Here is a 21,270-nt window from a genome sequence, read left to right on the forward strand (position 1 = left end):
GATCCCACGACAGTGCGTACGCGATCTATCCTCGGCCAGCAGGTCCGCTAATTCCGGAACACAGCGTGCTAGGCGGGCTGTGGCGCTGGGTGCGGTGGGTCGCAGCGCTGTGCGTCCTGGTGCTGCTCATCGATCTATTTTTCGTCATCGTCATCTGGGTCGACGGCACCCAAGCGCTGGGCCGGTTGATCGCGACAGAACGACAGATTCTCGGGCTGGATTCGAGTACTGACGCCGGCCGTTTCGTGGATGCGACCGTCACCGCGGCACACGACTGGGTGTTGGTGAAAACCGGCCTTGGCACCTGGCTGACGACACAACGCAGTGGGCTGTTGGCGGCTCTTATCGATGGACTGTGGGTCCTCGTCGAAACGGCGCTACTGGGCTTGCAGCTCTTTGCGATGCGCCTCGCGGTGCTGATCCTGAGCCTGCCGCTGTTTGTTTTAGTCGGTACGACTGCGGTGGCGGACGGTCTGTACGGTTGGTTGATGCGTCGAACCGGTGGGGGACGAGAATCGGGCTTCATCTACCACCGCGCGAAACGGGCTGTGCCAGTATTCCTGCTGCTGGTGTGGGCGGTGTACCTGGTGCCGCCTGTACCGATGAATCCGCGTTGGGTTATACCGCCGTTTGTTGTTTTGTTCGCGATCGCGCTTCGTCTACGCGTGTCCTATTTCAAGAAGTACATCTGAGATGCAGGTGATCACGGGGATGCTTCTGAAGATGACGCCGTCCTCCTCGAAATAGTCGATCAGTATCCCGGAGCGAAACTGGGGCTGGCCTGTCACGCCGGAGGTCGCGGGTTCAAGTCGCGTCTCTACAGCCATAATAAAAACAATCACTTAGCAGCATAATACGGAAAGTAATGGCCCTTCAGGGCCGTTTTTGCCACAAGAATCGGGCCTGCTGTAATCCGCAGAATTCCGCCATTCTCCGAATCGGTCTTTGTGGCGTTGTGGCAAATTTGTGGAAAATGCCCAAGAATCCCGTCCTGCAATTTCTTCCTTCTATTGAAGCCGATCTGTTGCTAGTTTGGAGCCTTGCGGACGGCTGTTGCCTCCCGGGAGTATCGAAAACAGATGGACCAGCTTAAGCAGCAACACCGAACGCAGGCATCATTGCCGGGCATGTGCCCGGTCGAATCCGCTTTGGAGGAGCTTCGCAGCGCCGGAGCCGAGCAGCGCGGCGCCATCTTCACCCGCGCCGAGGTCGTTGAGTTTATTCTCGACCTCGCAGGTTATACCCCGGACAAACCACTCCACCGCCTTTCGCTCCTGGAGCCGTCATTCGGTGAAGGCGACTTTCTGCTGGTGGCTATCGAGCGTTTGCTTCAATCATGGAGAAAGCACGCAGATAAAGATGCTGATCCAGAGGATTTGAGCAATGCAATAACAGCCGTTGAACTTCATGAAGACACCTACGCAGCAACGCGCACCAGAGTCATAGCGTTACTGCAAGAAGCTCATATCGAGCAGCAGATGGCAGAGGATCTCGCCGACAACTGGCTTATCAAAGGAGACTTCCTGCTTACGTCAATGAGCGGATCGTTCGATCTTGTCGTCGGCAATCCGCCCTATGTCCGCCAGGAACTGATTCCGGATGCGCTGATCGCAGAGTACCGCGGCAGGTACAAGACCGTATTTGATCGTGCCGACATCTATATTCCCTTCATCGAGCGTTCACTGGATCTTCTCCGTAAAGGCGGCGTTCTCGCATTTATCTGCGCAGATCGCTGGATGAAGAACCGCTACGGTGGCCCGCTTCGGGAAATGGTCGCCAATGACTATCACCTCAGAGTTTATATCGACATGGTCGATACGCCGGCATTCCACAGTGAAGTGATTGCCTATCCGGCAATCACCGTTATTGCGAAAGAAAAGGGAACCAGGACGCGCATCGTGCGCCGGCCAGCGATTGATCGGGACGAGCTCAGAGTCCTGTCGCATTCACTTGTCGCCAGGAAATTGCCTGCAGCAGGCAGCCCGATAAAGGAACTGACAGGCGTCGCGGCCGGCCGCGAGCCCTGGATACTGGAATCGTTTGACCAGCTTGCCGTCGTCCGGCGTCTGGAGCAGGATTTCCCCGCTATTCAGGATGCCGGCTGCAAAGTCGGAATCGGAGTCGCAACCGGTGCGGACAAAGCTTTCATCGGGCCTTTTGAAGAGCTCGATGTAGAGCCGGATCGGAAGCTCCCGCTGGTCATGACGCGCGACATCAAGTCAGGACATGTTCAGTGGCGCGGCTTCGGCATCGTCAATCCTTTTGCAGACGAGGGCGGGCTGGTCCCGCTCGACAGATTTCCGAAGCTCAAGGCCTATCTCGAAGAGCGAAAGGACCAGATCGACAAACGCCATGTGGCGCAGAAAGCGCCTGCCAACTGGTACCGGACGATCGACCGCATCTATCCGGCGCTTGCAAAGCGGCCCAAGCTCTTAATTCCGGATATTAAGGGCGAAGCGCAGATCGTTTATGAAGACGGAAATCTCTATCCGCATCATAATCTCTATTACATCGTCAGTGACGAATGGGACCTTCGGGCCCTGCAGGCGGTCTTGCTCTCCGGGATCGCACGGCTTTTTGTTGCGACATACTCAACGCGGATGCGCGGCGGTTATCTTCGCTTTCAGGCACAATACCTACGACGAATTCGCTTGCCCCGATGGGGCGATGTGGATAAACACCTAAGAAAATCCTTGATTGATGCGGCGAGAACCGGCGATGCTGAGACCTGCAATGAGGCAGCCTTCCGGCTTTATGGCCTGGGCAAGGAGGAACGCGCGGCGCTTGGCGGCAACGGTGAAGGATAGCAATGGCGATTGATCTGGCAGACTACGAAAATAAAACGCGCGAAGCTGTTCAGGCTTTCTGGGGAAATCGGGAAAAAGCCCGGCAGAAGCAGATTGAGGCCGGGAAAGCAGATCAGGGTGAGCGTGCCGGTGTTACAGCCGGCAAGAACATGGACGGCTTTCTCGCTCTCGTCGCCGATATTGTCAGGGCAAACGGGCTGAGGAACGCCAGCATTCATCTGAAGCGCCGCGTTCTGACACTGCCCGGATATTTTCGCCCGACAAAGTTATGGGACATGCTCGTGATGCACGAGGGCCGGCTCATCGCCGCGCTGGAGTTCAAGAGCCAGGTCGGCCCTTCATTTGGCAACAATGCCAACAATCGCGCGGAAGAGGCGATTGGAACTGCGCACGATTTCTGGGTTGCATACAGGGAAGGGGCTTTTGGCGATCAGACCCGGCCTTTCGCCGGTTGGCTCATGTTGCTGGAGGATGCTCCGAAGTCCCGCGAGCCGGTACGCGATTCCTCGCCGCACTTTCCGGTCTTCCAAGAATTCAAGGGCGCATCATATGCGGACCGCTATGACATTCTTTGCCGCAAGCTTGTGCAGGAAAGTTTGTATAGCGCAGCGTCTCTTGTTCTCTCGCCACGCGAGGCTGCCAGCACGGGAGAATATTCCGGATTGAGCGAATTGACCGGCATCAAGACCTTTGTAACCGAATTTGCCGGTCACATTGCTACCGAAGCTGCACGCGCCGGATAGTCAATCTCGGATTACTGGCGGCCAACGGAATCAAGATATCCGATGATCGAATTCACGCCAGACAGGCTCGAAATCAGGGACTTTCGAGGACTTCCGTCAATCGATCTCGACATTCATTCCGGCACGCCCGCCTTTCTCATCGGGCCGAATAATTCCGGAAAATCCACAGTATTGAGCGCCATGGCCTTTGCGCTCAAAGGCGGCGGCTTTCACAAATTCACCCCGCAGCCTTACGACTTCCTCCACCATGCAGATGGCTCGCACGAGGACCGCTTTTCGATCCGGCTTTACTTTCGGTCGTCCGATCAATTGCCGTCCGTCCACACGGTCGGAGCAGTAACGGAAGTTCACGCTCTGGAAGTCGAAGGAAGATACTACAAGACATCCGGCCGATTGGAGCATACGCACAGGCTACTTGATAATGAAGGCAAGTCGATCACGCTTGTAACTGAAACACCGGTAAAGAAAGAAGATGCTGGCGCTTATGCCGATGCCGGGCACGGATACAAGCTTCGAAATGCTCACTATGGCGACATCCGTGAATTCCTCCCAGAGGTCTGGTTATTAAGTGCTAAAAAACTTCAGCCGTCTCACTACGCGTGGAAAACGGGCCCCTTAAGTAAGCTGGCGTCGCTTCTTTCCGGAAAGTTCTTTCAGGAGAAATGGGAGTTCGAGCACAAGGGAAAAAAGAGAAAGATGCCGACAGGCATTGAACAGGCGCATAAGTTTTTCTCCTCTGCCGTCAAAGAGTTTCCTTTCTGGAAGGAGACTCTTAAGCCTGCGATGGAAGCTGCGCTGTCCTCCTATCTTGGTAGCCAGACAAGTGTCCAGCTTAGTCCGCTGATTCAGTCCGTCGAGGACTGGCTTAGACAGCAGTTACTCTTGTCGGGAGCTTGGCGCGGCATTCCTTTGCGCCGACCTGGGGCTAAAGCTCGAAGATCGCAGCGATCACGCCGCCTATATCGGCTCGTGGCTAAAGGTTCTGAAGAACGACAACAAGGCGATCTTCGCCGCCGCGGCGCACGCCCAGCGGGCTGTCGATTACCTGCACGGTTTGCAGGCAACCTCCGCCGGGGAGAGCGCCGCCTAGGCGCTCTTAATCGTCCGCGCGAGTCGCTGTTGCGCTTCAAGAACACGCGGAACTGCGTGTTATTCTATGGTCCCGACTAACAGGCGATCTAGTATCCGGACTGGCCGCATGCGTTCTGATTTGTTGACAGCTTCACATTACAGGCTTCACAGGGCTGCGCATCGCCGGTTTCCCCGAATCATTTCAAATCCCGATTATCAGCACCTTGAAATTCACAGGTCACACGATGCGGAGGAAAACGCCCGGTCGCAGCCACATCAAGACGAGTCAATACGCTTGCGCAGTCTCTGGGCTATCGAATACTACTTTCCTTCACACGATGACGGACTCTTTGCCGGCTTCGCCAGGCTCGGCTGGGACAAGGAAGAAACCGGCGCGCTCGGGCGCAATCCAGCAGATTGGCTGCGAAAACGAAAGGAAACCATTTCAGGCGGCGGCTGGTCTAATCTCGGCTATATAGCGCGCCCCGGCCCGAAACGGTTTGTTGGACCGCACCGTACAGCAGCACTCCCGGATGACGTCGATTACGCTGAGTGCAGAATATACGCTCTTACAAGCGCCGTTTCCTGCATCGTCATGATGTTTGTCGTGAAGGAAGAAGTAGGCGGCCGGTATGAACACATACTTAGACAAACATATCAGACTGAGATCCGGCCCCGGGGACGCGGCTATGAAATTATCGGTCCTGAGCTCCAGAAGGAGAGGGCGATAAGCAACGCGCGTAGTGCGCTGCGTAGTGAGCTTCGCAACTGGTTCCAAAGGAATCTGCCAGGGTACTTTTCGTCTGAGGAGTCAGGTACGGAAATGCCCGTATGCGAATTCCTTACTCTAATGAAGGCACAACCTTTTTCTCCACGCGATGACGATATGGCGCAAAGCGAGCCTGCACTTCACGTCCTTGGTATTGACCATGACTTTGATGCGTGGGCCTATGGCGAGGTTCCGGGTCTCAGATTTTCGTGGCCTATTCGGCCAGCCGGACCAAAGGGGTTATATGCTGTCATAGCCGCACGGCGCGATAATTTTCCGGAGGATAAGCTTGAAATGTACGGAGGTCGTGATTCAGCCTTGCCGGTATTTCTTGATCATCGCATTAACGGCTTGCTCAGCCGCTGGTCTTTATTGGGAGTCCTTGCCGGTCTTGAACGGAAGTTTGCGCTCCGCCACATTACTTCGGAGCTCAAAGCCTCGCTACCACGAAACGCGCTCAAGAGACTAAATCGGCTAGGTGATCTGTTCTCCACTGCCACGGAGACCGGCCTTCTCGCCGCCGAAATCGAACGATTCTCGGACCAAAAAATCAGCTTTTCGCACGGGGTCGCGGCATTTTCTCCATGCCGTCCCGAATACTATCGAACAGAAAATCCGTCCTTGGCAGGCATTTTTCGGGAGAACATTAACCGGCGGTCTAAGACACTTGTACAGCGTGCATCCTCGAGCCAGGAGCTAATGATGCAACAGACTACGGCGGTCGGGACGCGCGAAAATGTTCGTCTACAGCGCAGGATAATGCTGCTTACATGGATTATTGTCGTGCTGACCGGCCTATTGGCGTGGAATGTGTTCAGGGATCTTTCGTCATCACAGGCAAAAGATGAACGCCAGGTCACAGAGCAAGCTGAATTCGCTGCGCCGATCTGGGGCTAAAGCTCGAAGATCTCAGCGATCACGCCGCCTATATCGGCTCATGGCTGAAAGTTCTGAAGAACGACAACAAAGCGATCTTCGCTGCCACAGCGCACGTGCAGCGGGCTGTCGATTACCTGTACGGCCGGCAGAAAGGCGGAGGCTCACCATGAGCCTCCGTTCATTACAGCCTGCGTCTTCTGCGAAGCCGTCCCGGCTTCCTTCGGCTGTATTTCATTGCCAACCATTCTTTTTCTCTATTGATAGCACGCTGCGTTATCAGCTGATTATGACTTTGCCCGTAACGGTAGACCTCGCCAATGAAATCCATCAGGTCGCCGGCTTTCACTCTTTCTACAAAATCGCTTTGCTTGATAGAAAGAACGATAGACCCTCTGCTGACGGCGCCGGGTAAAAGGCACCAAAGCAACTTTCCTTTGCCTTCTGGTATGTTTTCGCTAAGGCCGGCAAAGTCAAAAAATACCGGCTTGGACCTTCCCACCCAGTTCTTGTTAAAAGTCTCTTCCGGGAACTGAGTCAGGAATATAAGGCCTCGCCAGATATCGTTGAGATGACGGCCATTCTTAAGAAACCGGGCCTTGTCTGTCTTTAGCCTTGTCCCGTCAACCACCCAGACCATGTTTTTGTAAAACGCTTCGCGGGCAACCATCTCCTCTCGTCTCATAAAGGAGTGCTGGAACTCGACGACTATGCCGTTTTCGGCGCGTACGTCGGCAATATGCCTCTCACCCGTATCTGCATCGTTTAGGCAAATCTCCTGCCATTCAGCCGGAAAGTGACCTTTCCACTCTCTATGCCATAGCGTTTCGTTTTCCCACCATGGATCGCAGTGTCGCCGTCCTTTATGTGCCCAGTGATTCATCCTAACCGGGCCGCATTTTGGAACTAATGCAGCCCCGCAGGCCGGGCAATCACCCTTGGCCCCGGGAACGGCTTCTACTTTATCGTTGTTGTCACCTACTGCGTACTTCATTATCTGCCGGCTAATTCAGTCTTTCTAAAACTCCACCATCACTCAGGTAGTAAAACGTAAAAGACGTCAAATCGCCGTGCCTGTCAAGCCACCACTCCGGCACACGCCGGTCATTGCCGAAGATGAGGAATCTTTCCCTGGCCTTGGTTTTTTCCAGCAGCCAGAGATATTCAGCAATCGTCGCGAACTTCGCCGGCGGGAGACTTGTTCCGTTTACGGCCGTGTAGTACTTCGCATCACCGGCGATGCGCCCGTCCCCCGAGACCAGATCAAATTGCTTGGGCACGCCGTCCACCCTTCCTGGCAATAGTTGAGTACCAAATTCTCGAACCATTGCCTGTGTCGCCAGTACTTCGAATTCCGAGGAGGACAGGCGCGCTCCGGTATTCGCCGGCTGTGCTGCGCTCTTTGCCTGTGTCTTCGCCGGCGCCGCCTAATGATCCGCCCCGGCAGTGAATAGCCACTCTTTGCCAACGCGCCGGCCTTTGATCAGGCCCTCATCCATAAGGCGCTTCGTGATCTGGAAGACCTGTTGATGCGGTCTGATATGCGTGTGCGAAACAATGTCCGCGTTGCTCGCTGCCCGCGGGGCGACCTTGCTTAGATAACCTAGTACCTGTTCCCGATGTCCCATTTTCTTCAGTCCTATTCGCTCAGATTTCAGTCTGGTTTAGCACGAGTTTTCTGTTCATTACTAGTTCACCCCTGCAAAAATGAGTATTCAGGTTGCAGATGAATATTCACCAAATATCTGCCGGTAAATATTCGTATGTCGGCATCTAACTTTCTGAATTCTAGAAAAATGCTGGCGGCGAAATCGGCCACGGCACGTACGACACCCGGCAGAAGATGAGCCTGAAGAGATTTCCGCCTTCCCGTTGGTTTAAGAAAGTTTTGCGCGAATTTGCACAGATTTTTATCTCGCCCGACGTGGGACCGATTGGTCAATTTCGGCTGTAGCCAACAGGCAAAGCGGCAGCTCGAAATTCCTCGGTCGCTTTGTCGAACGCGCCAATGACCAAGTCACTAATCACGTCAAACAAATAGCGAGCGCGCCTTTGAGACGAGATGCTGTGTTCGCAGATCAGCATACAGCGTACGCTCCAGGAATCGCCGTGCCATCGGCTCCGGGGCGTAGCGCTTCCGGGCAATGCAGTTCACGCGGGTTTTCGAAGTATGGTTCGACCAATTCGATCTGGTTGAGAAGTGAGAAACGTTCGACATGGCGCATCACTTTACTCACAATCACGAAGAATAGACTCGCCGCTTGTGCGGCCGGGTGGGGATGACCGAAGAATGTGACTTTATTGGTCGAACTTCAGCCTGGTCGGCACAGGCGGCAGGCGTCAAGGTGGAAAGCAGCGCAAGGCCCTAACGAACGCATTGCTGCGTGAGATTTGCGTGATTTAGTCATGCATCTATGTGCACAATGCTGCAACTGCAACGGGCGTCCTGCCACATAATGGTAAACAAAACAATTACTTACTGTTGCTCTGGTGGACTCCGAAGGCAGGGGTCGCAAGTTCGAATCTTGCCGGGCGCGCCATTTTCCCCCGGGTGTTAACCGGTCACATGGTTTACACCTTGTTCCGGACACATAGTTAACACTTTGTCCGGCATGAACGGATTGGGGCCGGGTTCCACCCGGCCCCTTTCATTATCGAAGTATCCCAGATCGTAGTCGAGAAAGGTCACCAGCCAGATCTGGTCGTCGACCTCTCTGACGCCCAGGTACTTGCCCGCTTCCACGCAGTGTTGAGGATGCCTTTCGGAGCATTGCATCAAGTGCAAAATGAGCCGCACCGACGAGTGCCACGACAATGCTGTTATGGAGAGTTTATTCTCCCGAAAGAAAGATGAGCGGGTGAGCCGCCGTCGTTGCCGTTGTTGGGATGAAGCGCGGGCTGATATCTTCGGTTACATGGGGCGGTTCTATAATCCGCGTCGCTGTGGAAAAACGCATGCTCCAACTACGCGCGTCCGATCTCGGCGGACTCCAGGAGGCATTGGACGAAATAGACTTGCAGCCCCAGTCGGAATGTACGCACCGATCCATCGCCGCGGAGACGCGCGTATCAGTGTCGGAGGTCAACGCAGCCATTCGACGCGCTAGCCGTTGTGGCTTGGTTCGCAAGAGTGGCCGCACCGGGCGGCCGGAAGCGGACAATGCTGGGCTGCTCGAATTCATTGTGCACGGCGTTAAGTACGTGTATCCGGCGGAGCGGGGCGAGCCAGCCCGCGGCATTCCTACGGCATTCGCGGCGCCCTTGTTGGCCGAGGAGCTCGCCATGGATGATGATCTGTTGCCCGTGTGGCCGTACGCCTCCGGCTCAGTCATGGGGTATTCGCTGTCGCCGTTATACAAATCCGCGGCGTATGCAGCTGCGCGCGATCCAATTCTCTACGAGCTATTGGCGCTTCTGGACGTATTCCGCATTGGGAGGCAGCGCGAGAAAGCGATTGCCCATCGATTACTCAAAGAACGCTTGCCATGAGTCGAGTCAGCAAGGCAAAAAGCATCGATGTCGTTGCCAGCGTTGCGCAGCATCTTGAGGACCTCTTGGATGAGGTGGTTTTCGTCGGCGGCAGCACAGCCGCGTTTTTGATCACCGATAAATCCGTGGTTGGCGTTCGTCCCACGCTCGACGTCGATCTGATCGTCGAGGTTATGAATCTGCCGGCGTTCTTTCAATTTGAGAAGCGGCTTTTGAAACTGGGGTTTGCACCGGACAAAGACGGACCACGCTGTCGCTACACGGTTGACGGCATCACCGTAGATGAGATGCCGGACGAGGCGTCGATCCTGGGATTCACTAATCAATGGTACCAAGCGGCTATCGACACGGCCGAAACCCACACCGTCCATGACCTGCAATTGCGGGTGGTGTCGGCGCCGCTGTTCCTGGCCACGAAACTCGAGGCGCATTAAGGCCGCAGCGCCGGCGATAATCTTGGCAGCCACGATCTTGAGGACGTGTTGGCCGCGTCATCGATGGTCGGCCGAGTATCGTCGCCGATTGCTTTGACGCACCCTCTGCCGTGAACCAGTACTTGCACGATAAGTTCGCAGAACTGCTTGCCGATGACGAATTCATCAACGTTGTGCCGGGGTTTGTGGAGCAAGCGCAGGCGGAGGAGCGGGCCGCGGTGCTGCTGGCACGCATTGGCGACCTGATCACGACACTCGGCAACAAATCCACATGAGCGCCGTGGATCAAACCGTTGCTATTGTCGACGAGGTGATCGAGGCCGCCGGACGCAGAGAGTGTGAGTACTACGACGGCAAACGCCATGAGGAATCGCGAGACGAAACGATCCCGCTTGAGGTGCAACAGCTTCTCAATGTCATCGCGCAAGTCGCGATGTATCACTTCCGGGAAGAGAACACGCATGAGCCGTTTGCACCAATGGTACAAACGAGTGAAGGACGCTCGCCGATTCCGGCCGATTCCGGCCGATTTGGACGAGGAAGACTTGGCCCGATTGCGAGCGCTTGCCGATCGGGTCAGCGCACCGGAACTGAAAGCGCGTTGCTACGACGTACTGTGGTTGCGAAAACGAGAGTATGCCCTCGCCGAACGGGCGCTGCGATTGGCAAGCCTTTTCCGACGTAAGGAGTCGGCGCTCTTCGGTCATGCGGCCAGCTTGCTGCAAACCTAGGTCAATTAATAAAAGGAACTAACGGATTCGAATCGGTTTTAGTTTGGTGACAGGTATATCGCCGCGCGGTCCGCAGGCCGGTTCGGGAGCAGTTACCGGCGAGGCAGTGTAAGACCGTTACGGTTTGTAGCGTTATCGGCGCAGATAACACAATCACGGGAAAAGAATCGTGGTTGGACATGTGCCTCTACACCAGCAAATAGCAGCAAGGCCGGTGCAGATTAAACTAAATAGGTTCGACCCCTTTACAGTTGCGCTTCGGTTTCCTGAACCAGTAGCCAGGCCGGGCAGTTCAGGGCCGCGGCGAGCTTGAGTATCGTGTCCAGACTGGGGTTACGCAGGCCGCGTTCGACCAGGCTGATGTAGGTTGGGTGGCACATTGCTTCCGCTGCAAGCGTCTCCTGCGACATGCTCGCTTTGAGACGCCGTTGACGGACGATAAGTCCGAATTGTTTGGCTGCGATGCGCGGGTTCACTGCGCAACCGTAGGTGAAGGCGACTATTGTCTGAACAGACAATAGTCATGGCCTAAAAGCCCGTAACCCGCCCGCCACACGGACTGTCGGAGCGCCGGCAAAGGCATGCCGCCGGGCTCTGCCGCCATGATGGCACTGCGCCTGTAATTTGCGTGGCACGTCGCTTGTCGCGCGGCCTCGAATGGGACGCCGCCGGGCCCTGCCGCCGTGACGGCATTGCGCCTGTATACTGCGTAGCACACCGCTTGCCGGACGGCCCCGAATGGCGCGTTGCCGGGGGACGCTGTTTCGGCCTCGAGAGCCGCATGATGGAGAGCGACACCGTCGTGGTTGAAGAGACGCCTGCAGAAGCGGCGGAGTCGATTGCGACCGCGCTGGAGTTTCTGCGCCGTGAGGCCGACTCGGCAGGCCTTGGCGATGTCGGCGACTTGATTCAACAGGCATCGGCCAAGGCCAGAGATCACGGCGCGTCGCAGTCCGCGGCCGAACTCGAAATCGTCTGCCGGGCGCTCGCACGGCTGCCAGCCGACTGCCGCCGGGCGCTCGTTTTCAAAAAGGTTTACCGGCGTTCCTGCGGGCAAATTGCACGTGACTGCAACGTGTCGGAAGCAACCGCCAAAACCCGGCTCATCGACGGCTTTCGTGCATTGCGCGCGACGCTTTAATTACCTCGAGCGTCGTGGCTTCACGCGAAACGGCAACAGGCCATCGAAGTTCTCGTCGAGCGCCACGGCGATCCTGTTGATGTTCAGCAGACTGAGGTTTCGCTCGCCGCGTTCAATGCCGCCGATGTAGGTCCGGTCGACGCCCACCTCGCTGGCAAGATCCTCCTGTGTCCAGCCCTGGGCCTTGCGCGCCGCGCGCACGCGCCTGCCGAATTCGCCCAGTATTATTTGTTCGTCGCGGGAATATGCCATCCCCGCAAATAATCCGCTTTGATGACTATAGGTCCACAGACTATAAGTAGCATTCTGTCAATTGCCCTGATACCTTTTTGTGATGTCTGCCGTCCCGGACCAGTCGGAAGCGTTGTTTCGTGAATACCGCGAGCGTCTGACGCGCTTTGCCATTCACCTGGTCGGCCGCGGCGCCGATGCCGACGATCTGGTTCAGGAAACCTTTCTGAAAGCGCATCATCACTTGTGTGCCGGCAAGACGATCCAAACGCCGCTGAGTTTCCTGATCGTCACCATGCGCAATCTCGTCAACGACGGGCATCGCCGAAGCCGGCCCGTGGACCTGCGTGCGCCACCCGACATGGACGAGATCGTAACGACCGACGAGGCGCCGTCCGTGGAACGGCAGGTCATGTCGGAGCGCGAGTTCGAAAGCCTGTGCGTTGCCATCGCGCAATTGCCGGAACGAATGCGTCATGCATTCGTCTTACGGAGGGTATACGGTTACAGCTGCAGCGAGATTGCGGCACAGCTCGGCCGGTCGACCAACACGGTCCGTGAGCAGGTCGCGCAAAGTTTCAAAAAGTTGCAGGCGTTGCAAAACGAGCAGCGCGAAGCCCGCCCGGACGGGCCGCGTCGCTGCCCGGACCGGCAAGAGACGGACGGCATGCGACCGATAGACATCACATCACTTCGAAGTAGTGAGTCGTCGTGAACCAACGCGACGATGTGCAGGCCAGCTGCGCCGAAGACGAGGCGCTCAACTGGCTGGTCGACTTCGAAAACCTCACGCCGGACGAGCGCGAGCAATTTAATGCCTGGCTGGACGCACGGCCGGAGAACCGACCGGCCTTTGCCAAGCTGCAGCAGGAGTGGGGCCAGCTCGATGTCCTGCGTCAGCTCGAGACTGATACGCCGGACCCCGAAGTGGTCAACAAGTGGCTGCAGCGCCGTCGCTGGCGCCGTCGCACACTGCCACTCGCGGCCGCTGCCGGACTGGCGGCCATCGCCGTGCTCGCGATGTTGCTGTTGCAGCCCCCGTCCGGGCACTACGAGGCGACCTTCCAGACCGCGCTCGGCGAATACCAGCAGCACCGCCTGCCGGACAATTCGGTCGTCACGTTAAACACCGACTCGCAAGCGAGGATTGTTTACAGCGACGACGCGCGTCGCGTGTACCTGTTACAGGGTGAAGCCCATTTCGACATCGCACCGCAGTCCGCGCGGCCATTCAGCGTCATTGCCGGTAGCGGCACCGTGCGGGCAGTCGGCACCGCGTTCAATGTCTACCTCCGTGGCGAAGTAGTCGAAGTCACCGTTACCGAGGGCGTGGTCGAGGTGTTGCCCGCCACCGTCAAAGAAGAGCAGGCGCAGGACGCCAGGCCCGCGAAGCTCGCGCCGCAAACGCTCGCGCAGGGCGACAAGTTAGCCTACGGGGAAACGCAGGCCGCCGTCTCGCGGGTCGAACCGCGGGAACTGGCCCGGCAGCGCGCCTGGCAGGGAGGCATGCTGGATTTCCAGGGCGAGACCTTGGCCGAGGTCATCGCCGAAGCGGGCCGCTACACGCCGACGCGCATTACCATCGACGATCCCGAGCTCGGGAACCTGCACGTGACCGGCTATTTCCGCGCCGGCGATGTCGAGACCTTGTTACGACTGATCGAATCCAACGAACGGGTAACGATTCTCCGCGAGGCAGCGGATCACGTGCGTATCGCGGCCAGGGCCGATTGACGAACGCTGTTCGTCACGTTCCCGATCGAGCCATTCTCCGAAATCTGTTTGTCTTTGGAAGGTCTCGCCAATCGTTCCGGCTTATCACCCTGTACGATTTTCAGTACATGAGTGTGCCGAAAAGCCGGACCCGACGTTGCGGCTGTTGGTCGGCAATCAGGGTTAACCCGCGATATGAGCCAGCTTCTTCGCTGATCGCAAGAGCCCATCAAAAATTGGTTCAGAAACCGCTTTAGGAAAATCACCGGGCAGCATCGCGGAGACTTCTTCAACTACCCTTGGCGCATGATCGCCAAGGTGCAGCATGTCTTCTTCCGCCGTGACTTTCAGGCCGATTTCCCGGGCAGTTGATAGCCAGTGCCGAGGCTGAATCTCTGCCCACCGGTAGTGCCTGTTCTTGCCGAGTACGGCCATCGCCAGTTTCGCTTTCTGCGGCGCGAGCTGGTTCCTGCCGCTGCCGAGGATCGGGTATGCCGAAATCACATCGTAGCTCGGGGTCAGCGAGAAACGGCCACGTGGCCCGATGAAGACGCTGAAATTCTTCGCGTGCCCGTCCGTGGCGCACAGCATCCAGAACAGAACCTGCGTCTGGAAAAAGACCCGCCGCTCAGTAATCGCGTCCTGCGAGCCCATTAACAGCGAGGATATAGCGGCGATACCCGGCCCACCATCGGCTTCGTATCGAGCAGCGGCCGGGCTGCCTGTTGCCTGGCACATGTCTTCCTGTGGCAAGCGGATCCACCACGTCTTGTCCCTGGCCAATCGGCGGTCAAAACGCTCGACAATCAATACATGCTGATCTGCAAAATCGGCTATCTGGCAGTTGGCGGCGGGAATCCCGAATGCGTGGACAATCTGCCGGCAGAGCCACTCGTTTTCCACCGAGGTCGACAGGTCGGCCTGCATGTTGCCGACGCGGCCAAGTGGCAGTTTGAAGATGTGCGTGGTTGGGGTAGCCCCGGTTGGGCGGTGCCATTGGCCCTGATGCAAAAGCAGCGCCGATTTCTCCTGAGCGCCAGCAAGTGAAATGCGAAACGGATCATGATCGCGCTGACCGAGCGGTGCCGCAGATATTGCGGCTCGCAACTCGCCAGCGACGCCTTCCTCGTCGAGCGGTTCGGCATCAATTTGCCGGATGCTTTCCGGTTGGTTATCCGGTGGCAGCAATTGCACGGCGCCGACACATTCCCGACCTACCTCAAACAGCAGGTCGAATGCAGAGACAGAAGCGGCGCCAAACCGTGCCTGAACGCGGCGACGGATGTCGATGCTATCGGGCAACAGATTGTCGAAAAAGGATTCGACGAGATCACCGCGATAGGGTGTATCGGCGGGTTGCAATGGCATGGACAGTGATAGCGGGCGGGTTTCGTCGGCCGCAATCCATGTCTCAGCATAACGAAACTCATGCTGCCCGGTAGCGTCGATGGTCCAGTGGCCCACCAGCTCGCCGTTCATCCATACGCCCAGGCGTCGACTTTTGGATTGACGCGCCACGAGCTACCACTCCTTGTCCCGGACTTCGGGTGACCGGGACCGCACGACGAGCTCCAGTTGCAATGCCGACAGCAATTTAAAAAGGCTTTCGACCGTCGCGGTGTCAGCTGCGAGTTCCAGTTTCGAAACCGTCTTGGGCAAGAGGCCGACCACTTTTGCCGCGTCCTTCTGAGTGAGCTTCTGCGACTTGCGCTGCCCGCGAAGGGTTTGGCCAAGCTGCCTTGGCGTGTGTATTGTGTAGTCCACGGGTATCCCCCACAGGGTGTATTCTCGAAATATACCCCTCGGGGTATAGAAAATCAATATACCCTGTAGGGGCTTTTCTGGACAACGGGTCGAACCGATTTTGCGCAGGAAAACCGGCGTTGCAGCCGGGCCTTCAGATAGCTGGCCCGTCGGCGATCAAGACCGCAGAAAATCGGTTCGACCTCTTCATCGACTCCGCCCAAACCGAGCTTTTGGATATGGATGGCCTCAGGTGTCTGATTGTTGCTCGATTTGATCGGGTTGGCGAAACAGGACGCCGGCAAGTCATGACTTTAGCGGCGGCATCGGCGAATACAGACGGTAGCTGGACAGGCTCCGCGGCGGACATGTACAGAAGTAGTGAGCTGAGCGCAGACGGTTTGCATCAGATCACACTATTGGATGCGTTCGCGGCACTGATCGCTAACACCGATCGCCACCAATACAACGTGTCGTTGTTCCCTGAAGATAACGGCTACCGCGTCGCACCTGCGTACGACCAGCTGCCGATGGCGTACGCGCCCCCTGCAAGCGGCAACCTCAGAAACAGCGCTATCCACCAGCCGCATGCGTCAGTGAACACGCTGGAAGTGTGGGGCGAAGCTTACTCACTTGCCCGCAGGTTCTGGCGCCGCGCCGCCGAGCAACGGCTTTCGGATTCCATGGCGGCAATCGTTCGCGAGCACGCCAGCCGATAGTCGGGTTCTACACAAGAGATCCTGTTCTCACCCGCTACCCCATCAGGCCCCGCGGACCCATTTGGAAGCTACAGCAGGCTGGCGTCGACCTTTTGCATCGGTGCTGCATGATCGACCAGTTGCCGCGCCTGGTCGTGAACGAAGGCCGAAATCCGTTCGACGAAAGCCCGCTCATCATCGATGTAATCTTCCGCACAAGCTTGCGCCGGGGCCGCTTCCAGTGCGGCCTTGCCCATGCGGGTCATCTCGCGCGCCAGCAATGGCCGCGGCGTGCCGGTTCGCCGGGCGAAGTCAGCCCAGGCAAACGGGCTCAACTCTTGCAGCCGAAACTCGTCGCCATAAGCCATTGCTGTGTCGTGGTCGAGACTGTCGTACTGCACTACACTCACAAGATCGTAGAAGGGTGCGAGTGCCAGCCCTTCCGGGCGGCAATAGAACGATACGTTCTTGCCGTGTGCATCGGAATTGCCGATCAGGTACTGGTACAAGGCCCAGCGCAGCAATGACAGCCGGGTGACCGCCTTGTGCACTGTATATTCGCTGATGGAAAACAGCCGTTCGAAGCTAACTCCGTCGCGGATATGGCTTACGTCGCGGCCAGCACCGAAATTTCGCTCGTACTTGTAAGCTACGGGAAAGTTCAGCGCCTGGCAGGCGTCGACGATGTGCAGCCGGCGGACGTGATCGGCATTGCGCAAGCGATCAAAGCGTTCGATCGACAACACCGGGTCTGGCAGCCTCAGAATGGATACAGACGGCACCGCGAGCCCCAGTCGTGCGGCGAGACTCATGGCAAAGTGTTCATTGGCAACCAGCATTGGCAGCCGGCCGTCCAGGGGTTCGGGCTTCAGTATGTGTGTGGAAGCAAGCTGGCCTTCGACGAGGTACATGCGGTCCTTATCCGCATCGAGGTAGACGGCCAGCTTGTCCTGATGACCCGCGATGGAAAGGCGTACCCGCCCGTCCCAGGCCGCGAACGGAATCTGCGATCGCTGCCCGATTCGTTGCCTAAGCTCCTCCCGCTTTATCTCACGTCGCGTGTCGGCTTGGTCTTGAGGCGCTTGATCGTCGGGCAGGAAGGCGAGAGCGCCCGAAGTCTCTCGTCCCAGCTCACGGATCAGGCCGTAAATGTTGTTCTTCGCAACCTGGTGCGTCGTCGACACTATGTCCAGCGCGCGCCCTTCCGGCAGCAGGTTCTCCACGAAGCGTCGCACCGTACCCGTTTCGGCCGGTTTACCAAACCTCAGGATATGCGGTGAGATCGAGTAACTCGTTTCGGTTGCCAGCCATCCCGGGTCGTAATCGAAACCGAATCGTTCTTCGAGCGACTCATATTCCAGGGTGCCGACCCGTGAATCGCCGTCGAACACCGCGAGCCTGTGCAAGCTCATCGATCCGTCGTTGCCGCCGCGGGAATGTTGGCCAGCCTGGATTTATCGGCGACCATCATTGCGAGACCCAGCCCATCGAGGACCTTGAGCAGACGAGCGGAACCTACGCCCGAGTGGCCGTTTTCAAGTCTCGAGAGCAGATCGACCGAGACTCCGCAGAGGGCGGCAGCATCGTCAATGCGCAGTCCGCTGGCGTGACGTTGCTGCCGAACGATTCGGCCGAGGTCTGACAGGGAAGTGACCTCAATTTCGGAATACCGGAAATTATTTTCCAATGGATCACCTTTCGAGCCGGATTTCGGAATAATGGAAATACTGCCGGAACTGAGCCTCGCCGTCAATCGAGTTTCTGATATTCCGAAAGACTGGCGACGCCTGGCGGCCGAGCGCCTGTTTCATGACTCCATACGTACTGGCATACCGGTTCGCACGCGGTTGTTCCTCCGACTAGTCATATACTGAAGCTGTTGCGTCTTCCCCGATAAGGAAGCCCGAACATGGCGTTTCCACGCGCAGTCTATCTGCACAAAACGGCAAGTTTTGACGCTTGCGCCGACAACCCGAACCCGGGTTGTCTATCGGGGGAGAAATTAATGAACACTCTGCACCGGGCCCTGTGCCCGTCACCTTTCGCACGGCCACTCTCACGACTATTGTCTGTGATGCTGCTGTTCACCCTGGCAGCGGCCCTCGCCGACGATGCCGCGCTGGACACGAGCACCGTCCGGTTCAACATCCCGGCCCAGACCGTGCCCGCCGCCCTCGGCGAGTTTGCCCGCCAGGCGAAAGTGCAGCTGTTCTTCATCTCCGACGGTTTCGAGAACGTGCGGGCGAATGCGGTGTTCGGCACGTATACCCGTCAGCAGGCGTTGAACCTGTTGCTCGAAGGTACGGGCTTGCGGGCCAGTCTGACGCCGGACTCGGACGTAGAAGTCCGGCCTGTGACCTCGTCCATGAATTCGACGACAGGCGAGGGGACTTTACTGGTGGCCGCAAACTTGCCCGCGGAGGACGAGCCAGTGCAACCGCAGCGTGTGGGTGGTCACGGCGATAAAGCGAGTGGTGCTGATGCCGGGAGGGGTAAGCACGGACGTAAGTTGGAAGAGATAGTTGTCACGGGCACGCACATACGGGGCGTGGATAACGTAGGTGCGTCGTCTATAACGTTTAGCCGGGAGGAGTTGGACGCGACCGGCTATACGACGGTCGGCGAGGTGTTCGAAAGCCTGCCGCAGAATCTGGATGAGATAAATCTAGATGGCGCATTCGCGGATGGGGCATCCGCTGTTGCCAGTGCCAACAGCCAGCTCGCTTCCGGCATCAGCCTTCGCGGCCTTGGTCCTGGATCGACGCTGGTGCTTCTAAACGGAAAACGCCGTCCAGGCAGTGTTCGTGGACGCGCAGTCGACGTGGCGTCAATTCCATTCTCAATGGTCGAGCGCATCGAAATCGTGACCGGCGGCCGCTCGGCCATCTACGGCTCCGATGCCGTGGCGGGTGTTGCCAATATCATCACGCGTACAAGCTTCGATAGTGCCGAGACTCAGGTTTCGTATGGCGCCGCATCAGAGGGCGCGGAGCAGTTCAATTTCAGCCAGACTTTTGGTCGCAACTTCAGCAAAGGCGGTTTCGTGCTTGGCTACGATTACCGCGACTCAGGAGCACTCGATGCAACCGATGCCGGCCTGGTGCACGCTCCGTCGCCACTGGGTATCACGCCGCTTCCCGGATTGTTCCGCATTCGTGTGCCGTCGGAACAACACGTTGGCCTGTTCTCCGGACACTACAAACTAAGCGACAAGACCGAGTTATACACCGACGCTCATTATTCGGCTGATCAGAATAAAGGTGGAATCCTCTACGACTTTGTCGGTTTGTTCGATAGCGGTGGAACCTTTGCAACGGACTCAAAACAATACAGCGCAGTGACTGGTGTGCGATCTGACATTGGCAGGAACTGGCAAATCGATGTGTCCGCGTTGCACGGGGTCGTCGACAACTCAACCGCCCGAAATGACGTTTTTGCGCCGGCCGGAACTTACAGGACGTTGGACCTTGAACCATTGCTCGTCCTTGATCAGGAAACGCAATTGAGTTCCCTTTCGGTAATTGCCGATGGACCGCTGGGTGAGATACGGGGAAGAACCGTCTCGGGTGCAATCGGCGTGGACTTCCGCAAAGAATCCCTCGCGGGGACGAGCACTGATCTAATAATCGGACTTTCTGAAGCAGAAGAAGATCTGGACCGGGATGTCGCCTCCGTCTTTGCGGAAATCAACCTGCCATTGGCAACGGGCAACGGCCATGATCTCGAAATCTCATTGGCAGCGCGTTACGACGACTACAGTGATTTCGGCGATACCTTTAATCCGCAGTTGGGTATCGAGTGGCAACCGGCCGACGGTTTGACACTCAGAGGCTCGTATTCCCGGGCCTTCAGGGCGCCGGATCTATCTATTCTTTCGGGCACGGTGACTTCCCGCGTTCGCACCGTCGACGATCCGTTGGCACCGGGAACAACGGTTGCTCTATTCAGTTTGCAGGGAGGTAATCCTGACCTGCAACCCGAAGAAGCCGATACCTATACCGTTGGTTTCGACTGGGCAATGGCGGGTAACAGCGGTCTGTCTCTGTCATGGTTCTCGATAGAATACGAGAACCGAATTGACCGGGCCCTGGCCAACGACCTCTCGGCACTGCAGGAAGAGGCCGTATTGGGCTCGCTGCTTGACAGGAATCCTACGCCCGATGACGTTGCCTGGTTGCTCGACAGTGCAACTCGATTCATCAATTCGACAGCAGTCGCTTTTGATCCCACCGTCGATGATCCTTTCGTTACCTTCTCGAATATCGCAACGTTTGACGGTCGCGCCAACAATATCGGTCTGGAAAAAGTAACAGGGCTGGACTTCCAGGCAACGACTGCCATTGAGTCGGAAGCAGCCGATTGGGAGTTTGGTTTGACCGGCACGTACTACTTCGATTACACGCGAAACGTCACTGCGCTGTCCCCGGAGATCGATCAATTGAACCGGCCCGGGCGACCTGTCGATCTTAAGCTGCGTGGGCAAATTGGCTGGAAACGCGAGGCGTGGAACGTCAACGCCTACGTTAACTATACCGACAGCTACATTGATACCGTCGCCGCGACGCCGACGAAAATCGACTCATGGACAACGGTCGATCTGACAGTCAGCTTTGATGCGTCATCTCTTGCCGATGACGGCTTCTTCGAGGGTTTGGTTGCGTCTTTCAGGGTAAGCAACGCTCTCGATGAGGACCCACCCGAGTTCCTCAGCAATATCGTCGGCCTTGCCTATGACGGCGTAAACGCGAGTCCACTCGGACGCTTTCTCTCTCTACGACTGTCCAAGCGCTGGTAGTAACATGAACTTATCAAAATTCTTGGCCA

The 21,270-nt window shown here is 57.2% G+C and carries 24 protein-coding genes and 3 pseudogenes; 18 read left to right on the plus strand and 9 right to left on the minus strand.

The features are described from left to right. The first annotated feature begins 65 nt into the window (after positions 1-65). The 7 genes and pseudogenes from BA177_RS01325 to BA177_RS19120 all read left to right on the plus strand — a co-directional run bounded on the left by BA177_RS01325 (position 66) and on the right by BA177_RS19120 (position 6,439). Positions 66-692 carry a DUF4400 domain-containing protein gene (locus tag BA177_RS01325; protein ID WP_197493262.1) on the plus strand — a complete coding sequence of 209 codons (627 nt, stop codon included), beginning with the start codon at positions 66-68 and terminating at the stop codon, positions 690-692. Between the two features lie 435 nt (positions 693-1,127). Beyond that, on the plus strand, positions 1,128-2,807 hold the full coding sequence (locus BA177_RS01335; protein ID WP_068618696.1) for an Eco57I restriction-modification methylase domain-containing protein: 1,680 nt from the start codon (positions 1,128-1,130) through the stop codon (positions 2,805-2,807). Positions 2,808-2,809: 2 nt separating this feature from the next. Further along, positions 2,810-3,550 carry a PaeR7I family type II restriction endonuclease gene (locus tag BA177_RS01340; RefSeq protein WP_068612062.1) on the plus strand — a complete coding sequence of 247 codons (741 nt, stop codon included), beginning with the start codon at positions 2,810-2,812 and terminating at the stop codon, positions 3,548-3,550. Between the two features lie 42 nt (positions 3,551-3,592). Beyond that, positions 3,593-3,994 (plus strand): annotated as a pseudogene (locus tag BA177_RS19110) (AAA family ATPase); the annotation flags it as partial. A gap of 445 nt (positions 3,995-4,439) precedes the next feature. Beyond that, positions 4,440-4,640: pseudogene (locus BA177_RS19115) on the plus strand (zincin-like metallopeptidase domain-containing protein); the annotation flags it as partial. A 108-nt stretch (positions 4,641-4,748) separates the two neighbouring features. Next, complete coding sequence (locus BA177_RS01350; protein WP_156762641.1) at positions 4,749-6,287, plus strand: hypothetical protein; 1,539 nt, start codon at positions 4,749-4,751, stop codon at positions 6,285-6,287. A 32-nt stretch (positions 6,288-6,319) separates the two neighbouring features. Continuing rightward, positions 6,320-6,439 carry a hypothetical protein gene (locus tag BA177_RS19120; RefSeq protein ID WP_408068436.1) on the plus strand — a complete coding sequence of 40 codons (120 nt, stop codon included), beginning with the start codon at positions 6,320-6,322 and terminating at the stop codon, positions 6,437-6,439. Positions 6,440-6,450: 11 nt separating this feature from the next. Here BA177_RS19120 and BA177_RS01355 read toward each other — a convergent pair whose 3' ends face one another. The 3 genes from BA177_RS01355 to BA177_RS01365 form a co-directional block, all read right to left on the minus strand. After that, positions 6,451-7,260 (minus strand): competence protein CoiA, encoded by an 810-nt coding sequence (locus BA177_RS01355; RefSeq protein ID WP_156762642.1) that lies wholly within the window; start codon positions 7,258-7,260, stop codon positions 6,451-6,453. Between the two features lie 10 nt (positions 7,261-7,270). Next, entirely contained in the window at positions 7,271-7,594 is a 324-nt protein-coding gene (locus tag BA177_RS01360) for a hypothetical protein (protein WP_156762643.1), read from the minus strand. A gap of 99 nt (positions 7,595-7,693) precedes the next feature. Further along, positions 7,694-7,894, minus strand: a complete 201-nt coding sequence (locus BA177_RS01365; RefSeq protein WP_068612072.1) for a hypothetical protein — start codon at positions 7,892-7,894, stop codon at positions 7,694-7,696. A 1,327-nt stretch (positions 7,895-9,221) separates the two neighbouring features. On the opposite strand from BA177_RS01365, the gene BA177_RS01375 reads away from it, so the two are divergent. From BA177_RS01375 to BA177_RS01385, 5 genes and pseudogenes are all read left to right on the plus strand, one after another. Then, positions 9,222-9,755, plus strand: coding sequence for a hypothetical protein (locus BA177_RS01375; protein ID WP_068618698.1), 534 nt, complete (start codon positions 9,222-9,224; stop codon positions 9,753-9,755). Continuing rightward, the gene (locus BA177_RS01380; protein ID WP_068612076.1) at positions 9,752-10,189 is read left to right on the plus strand and encodes a hypothetical protein; all 438 of its coding nucleotides are present in this window, start codon (positions 9,752-9,754) and stop codon (positions 10,187-10,189) included. The genes BA177_RS01375 and BA177_RS01380 overlap by 4 nt, the downstream gene beginning before the upstream one ends. A gap of 122 nt (positions 10,190-10,311) precedes the next feature. Further along, positions 10,312-10,464: a hypothetical protein gene (locus BA177_RS18480; RefSeq protein WP_156762644.1), complete on the plus strand. Its 153-nt coding sequence runs from the start codon at positions 10,312-10,314 to the stop codon at positions 10,462-10,464. After that, positions 10,461-10,598, plus strand: a pseudogene (locus BA177_RS19225) (hypothetical protein); the annotation flags it as partial. The gene BA177_RS18480 and the pseudogene BA177_RS19225, both read left to right, overlap by 4 nt. 52 nt (positions 10,599-10,650) lie before the next feature. Further along, positions 10,651-10,920, plus strand: coding sequence for a DUF7380 domain-containing protein (locus BA177_RS01385; protein ID WP_068612079.1), 270 nt, complete (start codon positions 10,651-10,653; stop codon positions 10,918-10,920). Between the two features lie 245 nt (positions 10,921-11,165). Here the strand turns inward: BA177_RS01385 and BA177_RS01390 are convergent, their stop codons facing one another. Beyond that, a complete protein-coding gene (locus BA177_RS01390; protein WP_197493263.1) occupies positions 11,166-11,438 on the minus strand; it encodes a helix-turn-helix domain-containing protein in 273 nt (90 codons plus the stop codon). 263 nt (positions 11,439-11,701) lie between these two features. Here BA177_RS01390 and BA177_RS01395 point away from each other — a divergent pair, with 263 nt between their 5' ends. Then, the gene (locus BA177_RS01395; protein WP_156762645.1) at positions 11,702-12,061 is read left to right on the plus strand and encodes an RNA polymerase sigma factor; all 360 of its coding nucleotides are present in this window, start codon (positions 11,702-11,704) and stop codon (positions 12,059-12,061) included. On the opposite strand, the gene BA177_RS01400 is transcribed toward BA177_RS01395, so the two are convergent. Continuing rightward, positions 12,062-12,313: a helix-turn-helix domain-containing protein gene (locus BA177_RS01400; protein ID WP_068612085.1), complete on the minus strand. Its 252-nt coding sequence runs from the start codon at positions 12,311-12,313 to the stop codon at positions 12,062-12,064. An 82-nt stretch (positions 12,314-12,395) separates the two neighbouring features. Here BA177_RS01400 and BA177_RS01405 point away from each other — a divergent pair, with 82 nt between their 5' ends. Further along, on the plus strand, positions 12,396-13,007 hold the full coding sequence (locus tag BA177_RS01405) for an RNA polymerase sigma factor (RefSeq protein ID WP_068612087.1): 612 nt from the start codon (positions 12,396-12,398) through the stop codon (positions 13,005-13,007). After that, positions 13,004-14,026 carry a FecR family protein gene (locus tag BA177_RS01410; protein WP_068612090.1) on the plus strand — a complete coding sequence of 341 codons (1,023 nt, stop codon included), beginning with the start codon at positions 13,004-13,006 and terminating at the stop codon, positions 14,024-14,026. Before BA177_RS01405 ends, BA177_RS01410 begins: the two co-directional genes overlap by 4 nt. Positions 14,027-14,188: 162 nt before the next feature. On the opposite strand, the gene BA177_RS01415 is transcribed toward BA177_RS01410, so the two are convergent. Continuing rightward, positions 14,189-15,523 (minus strand): type II toxin-antitoxin system HipA family toxin, encoded by a 1,335-nt coding sequence (locus BA177_RS01415; protein WP_197493264.1) that lies wholly within the window; start codon positions 15,521-15,523, stop codon positions 14,189-14,191. A gap of 3 nt (positions 15,524-15,526) precedes the next feature. Continuing rightward, positions 15,527-15,769: a helix-turn-helix domain-containing protein gene (locus tag BA177_RS01420; protein WP_197493265.1), complete on the minus strand. Its 243-nt coding sequence runs from the start codon at positions 15,767-15,769 to the stop codon at positions 15,527-15,529. Positions 15,770-15,888: 119 nt separating this feature from the next. On the opposite strand from BA177_RS01420, the gene BA177_RS01425 reads away from it, so the two are divergent. After that, positions 15,889-16,467 carry a HipA domain-containing protein gene (locus BA177_RS01425; RefSeq protein ID WP_068612094.1) on the plus strand — a complete coding sequence of 193 codons (579 nt, stop codon included), beginning with the start codon at positions 15,889-15,891 and terminating at the stop codon, positions 16,465-16,467. 68 nt (positions 16,468-16,535) lie between these two features. On the opposite strand, the gene BA177_RS01430 is transcribed toward BA177_RS01425, so the two are convergent. Together BA177_RS01430 and BA177_RS01435 are read right to left on the minus strand one after the other, a co-directional pair. Next, positions 16,536-17,858, minus strand: a complete 1,323-nt coding sequence (locus BA177_RS01430) for a HipA domain-containing protein (protein ID WP_068612096.1) — start codon at positions 17,856-17,858, stop codon at positions 16,536-16,538. After that, positions 17,855-18,133 (minus strand): helix-turn-helix domain-containing protein, encoded by a 279-nt coding sequence (locus tag BA177_RS01435; RefSeq protein ID WP_197493266.1) that lies wholly within the window; start codon positions 18,131-18,133, stop codon positions 17,855-17,857. The genes BA177_RS01430 and BA177_RS01435 overlap by 4 nt, the downstream gene beginning before the upstream one ends. Positions 18,134-18,164: 31 nt before the next feature. Here BA177_RS01435 and BA177_RS18485 point away from each other — a divergent pair, with 31 nt between their 5' ends. Further along, positions 18,165-18,320: a hypothetical protein gene (locus tag BA177_RS18485; RefSeq protein ID WP_156762647.1), complete on the plus strand. Its 156-nt coding sequence runs from the start codon at positions 18,165-18,167 to the stop codon at positions 18,318-18,320. A 131-nt stretch (positions 18,321-18,451) separates the two neighbouring features. Beyond that, positions 18,452-21,241 (plus strand): TonB-dependent receptor, encoded by a 2,790-nt coding sequence (locus tag BA177_RS01440; protein ID WP_197493267.1) that lies wholly within the window; start codon positions 18,452-18,454, stop codon positions 21,239-21,241. Positions 21,242-21,270 lie beyond the last annotated feature (29 nt).

Origin of the sequence: Woeseia oceani (assembly GCF_001677435.1) — a bacterium.
Classification (GTDB): Bacteria; Pseudomonadota; Gammaproteobacteria; order Steroidobacterales; family Woeseiaceae; genus Woeseia; species Woeseia oceani.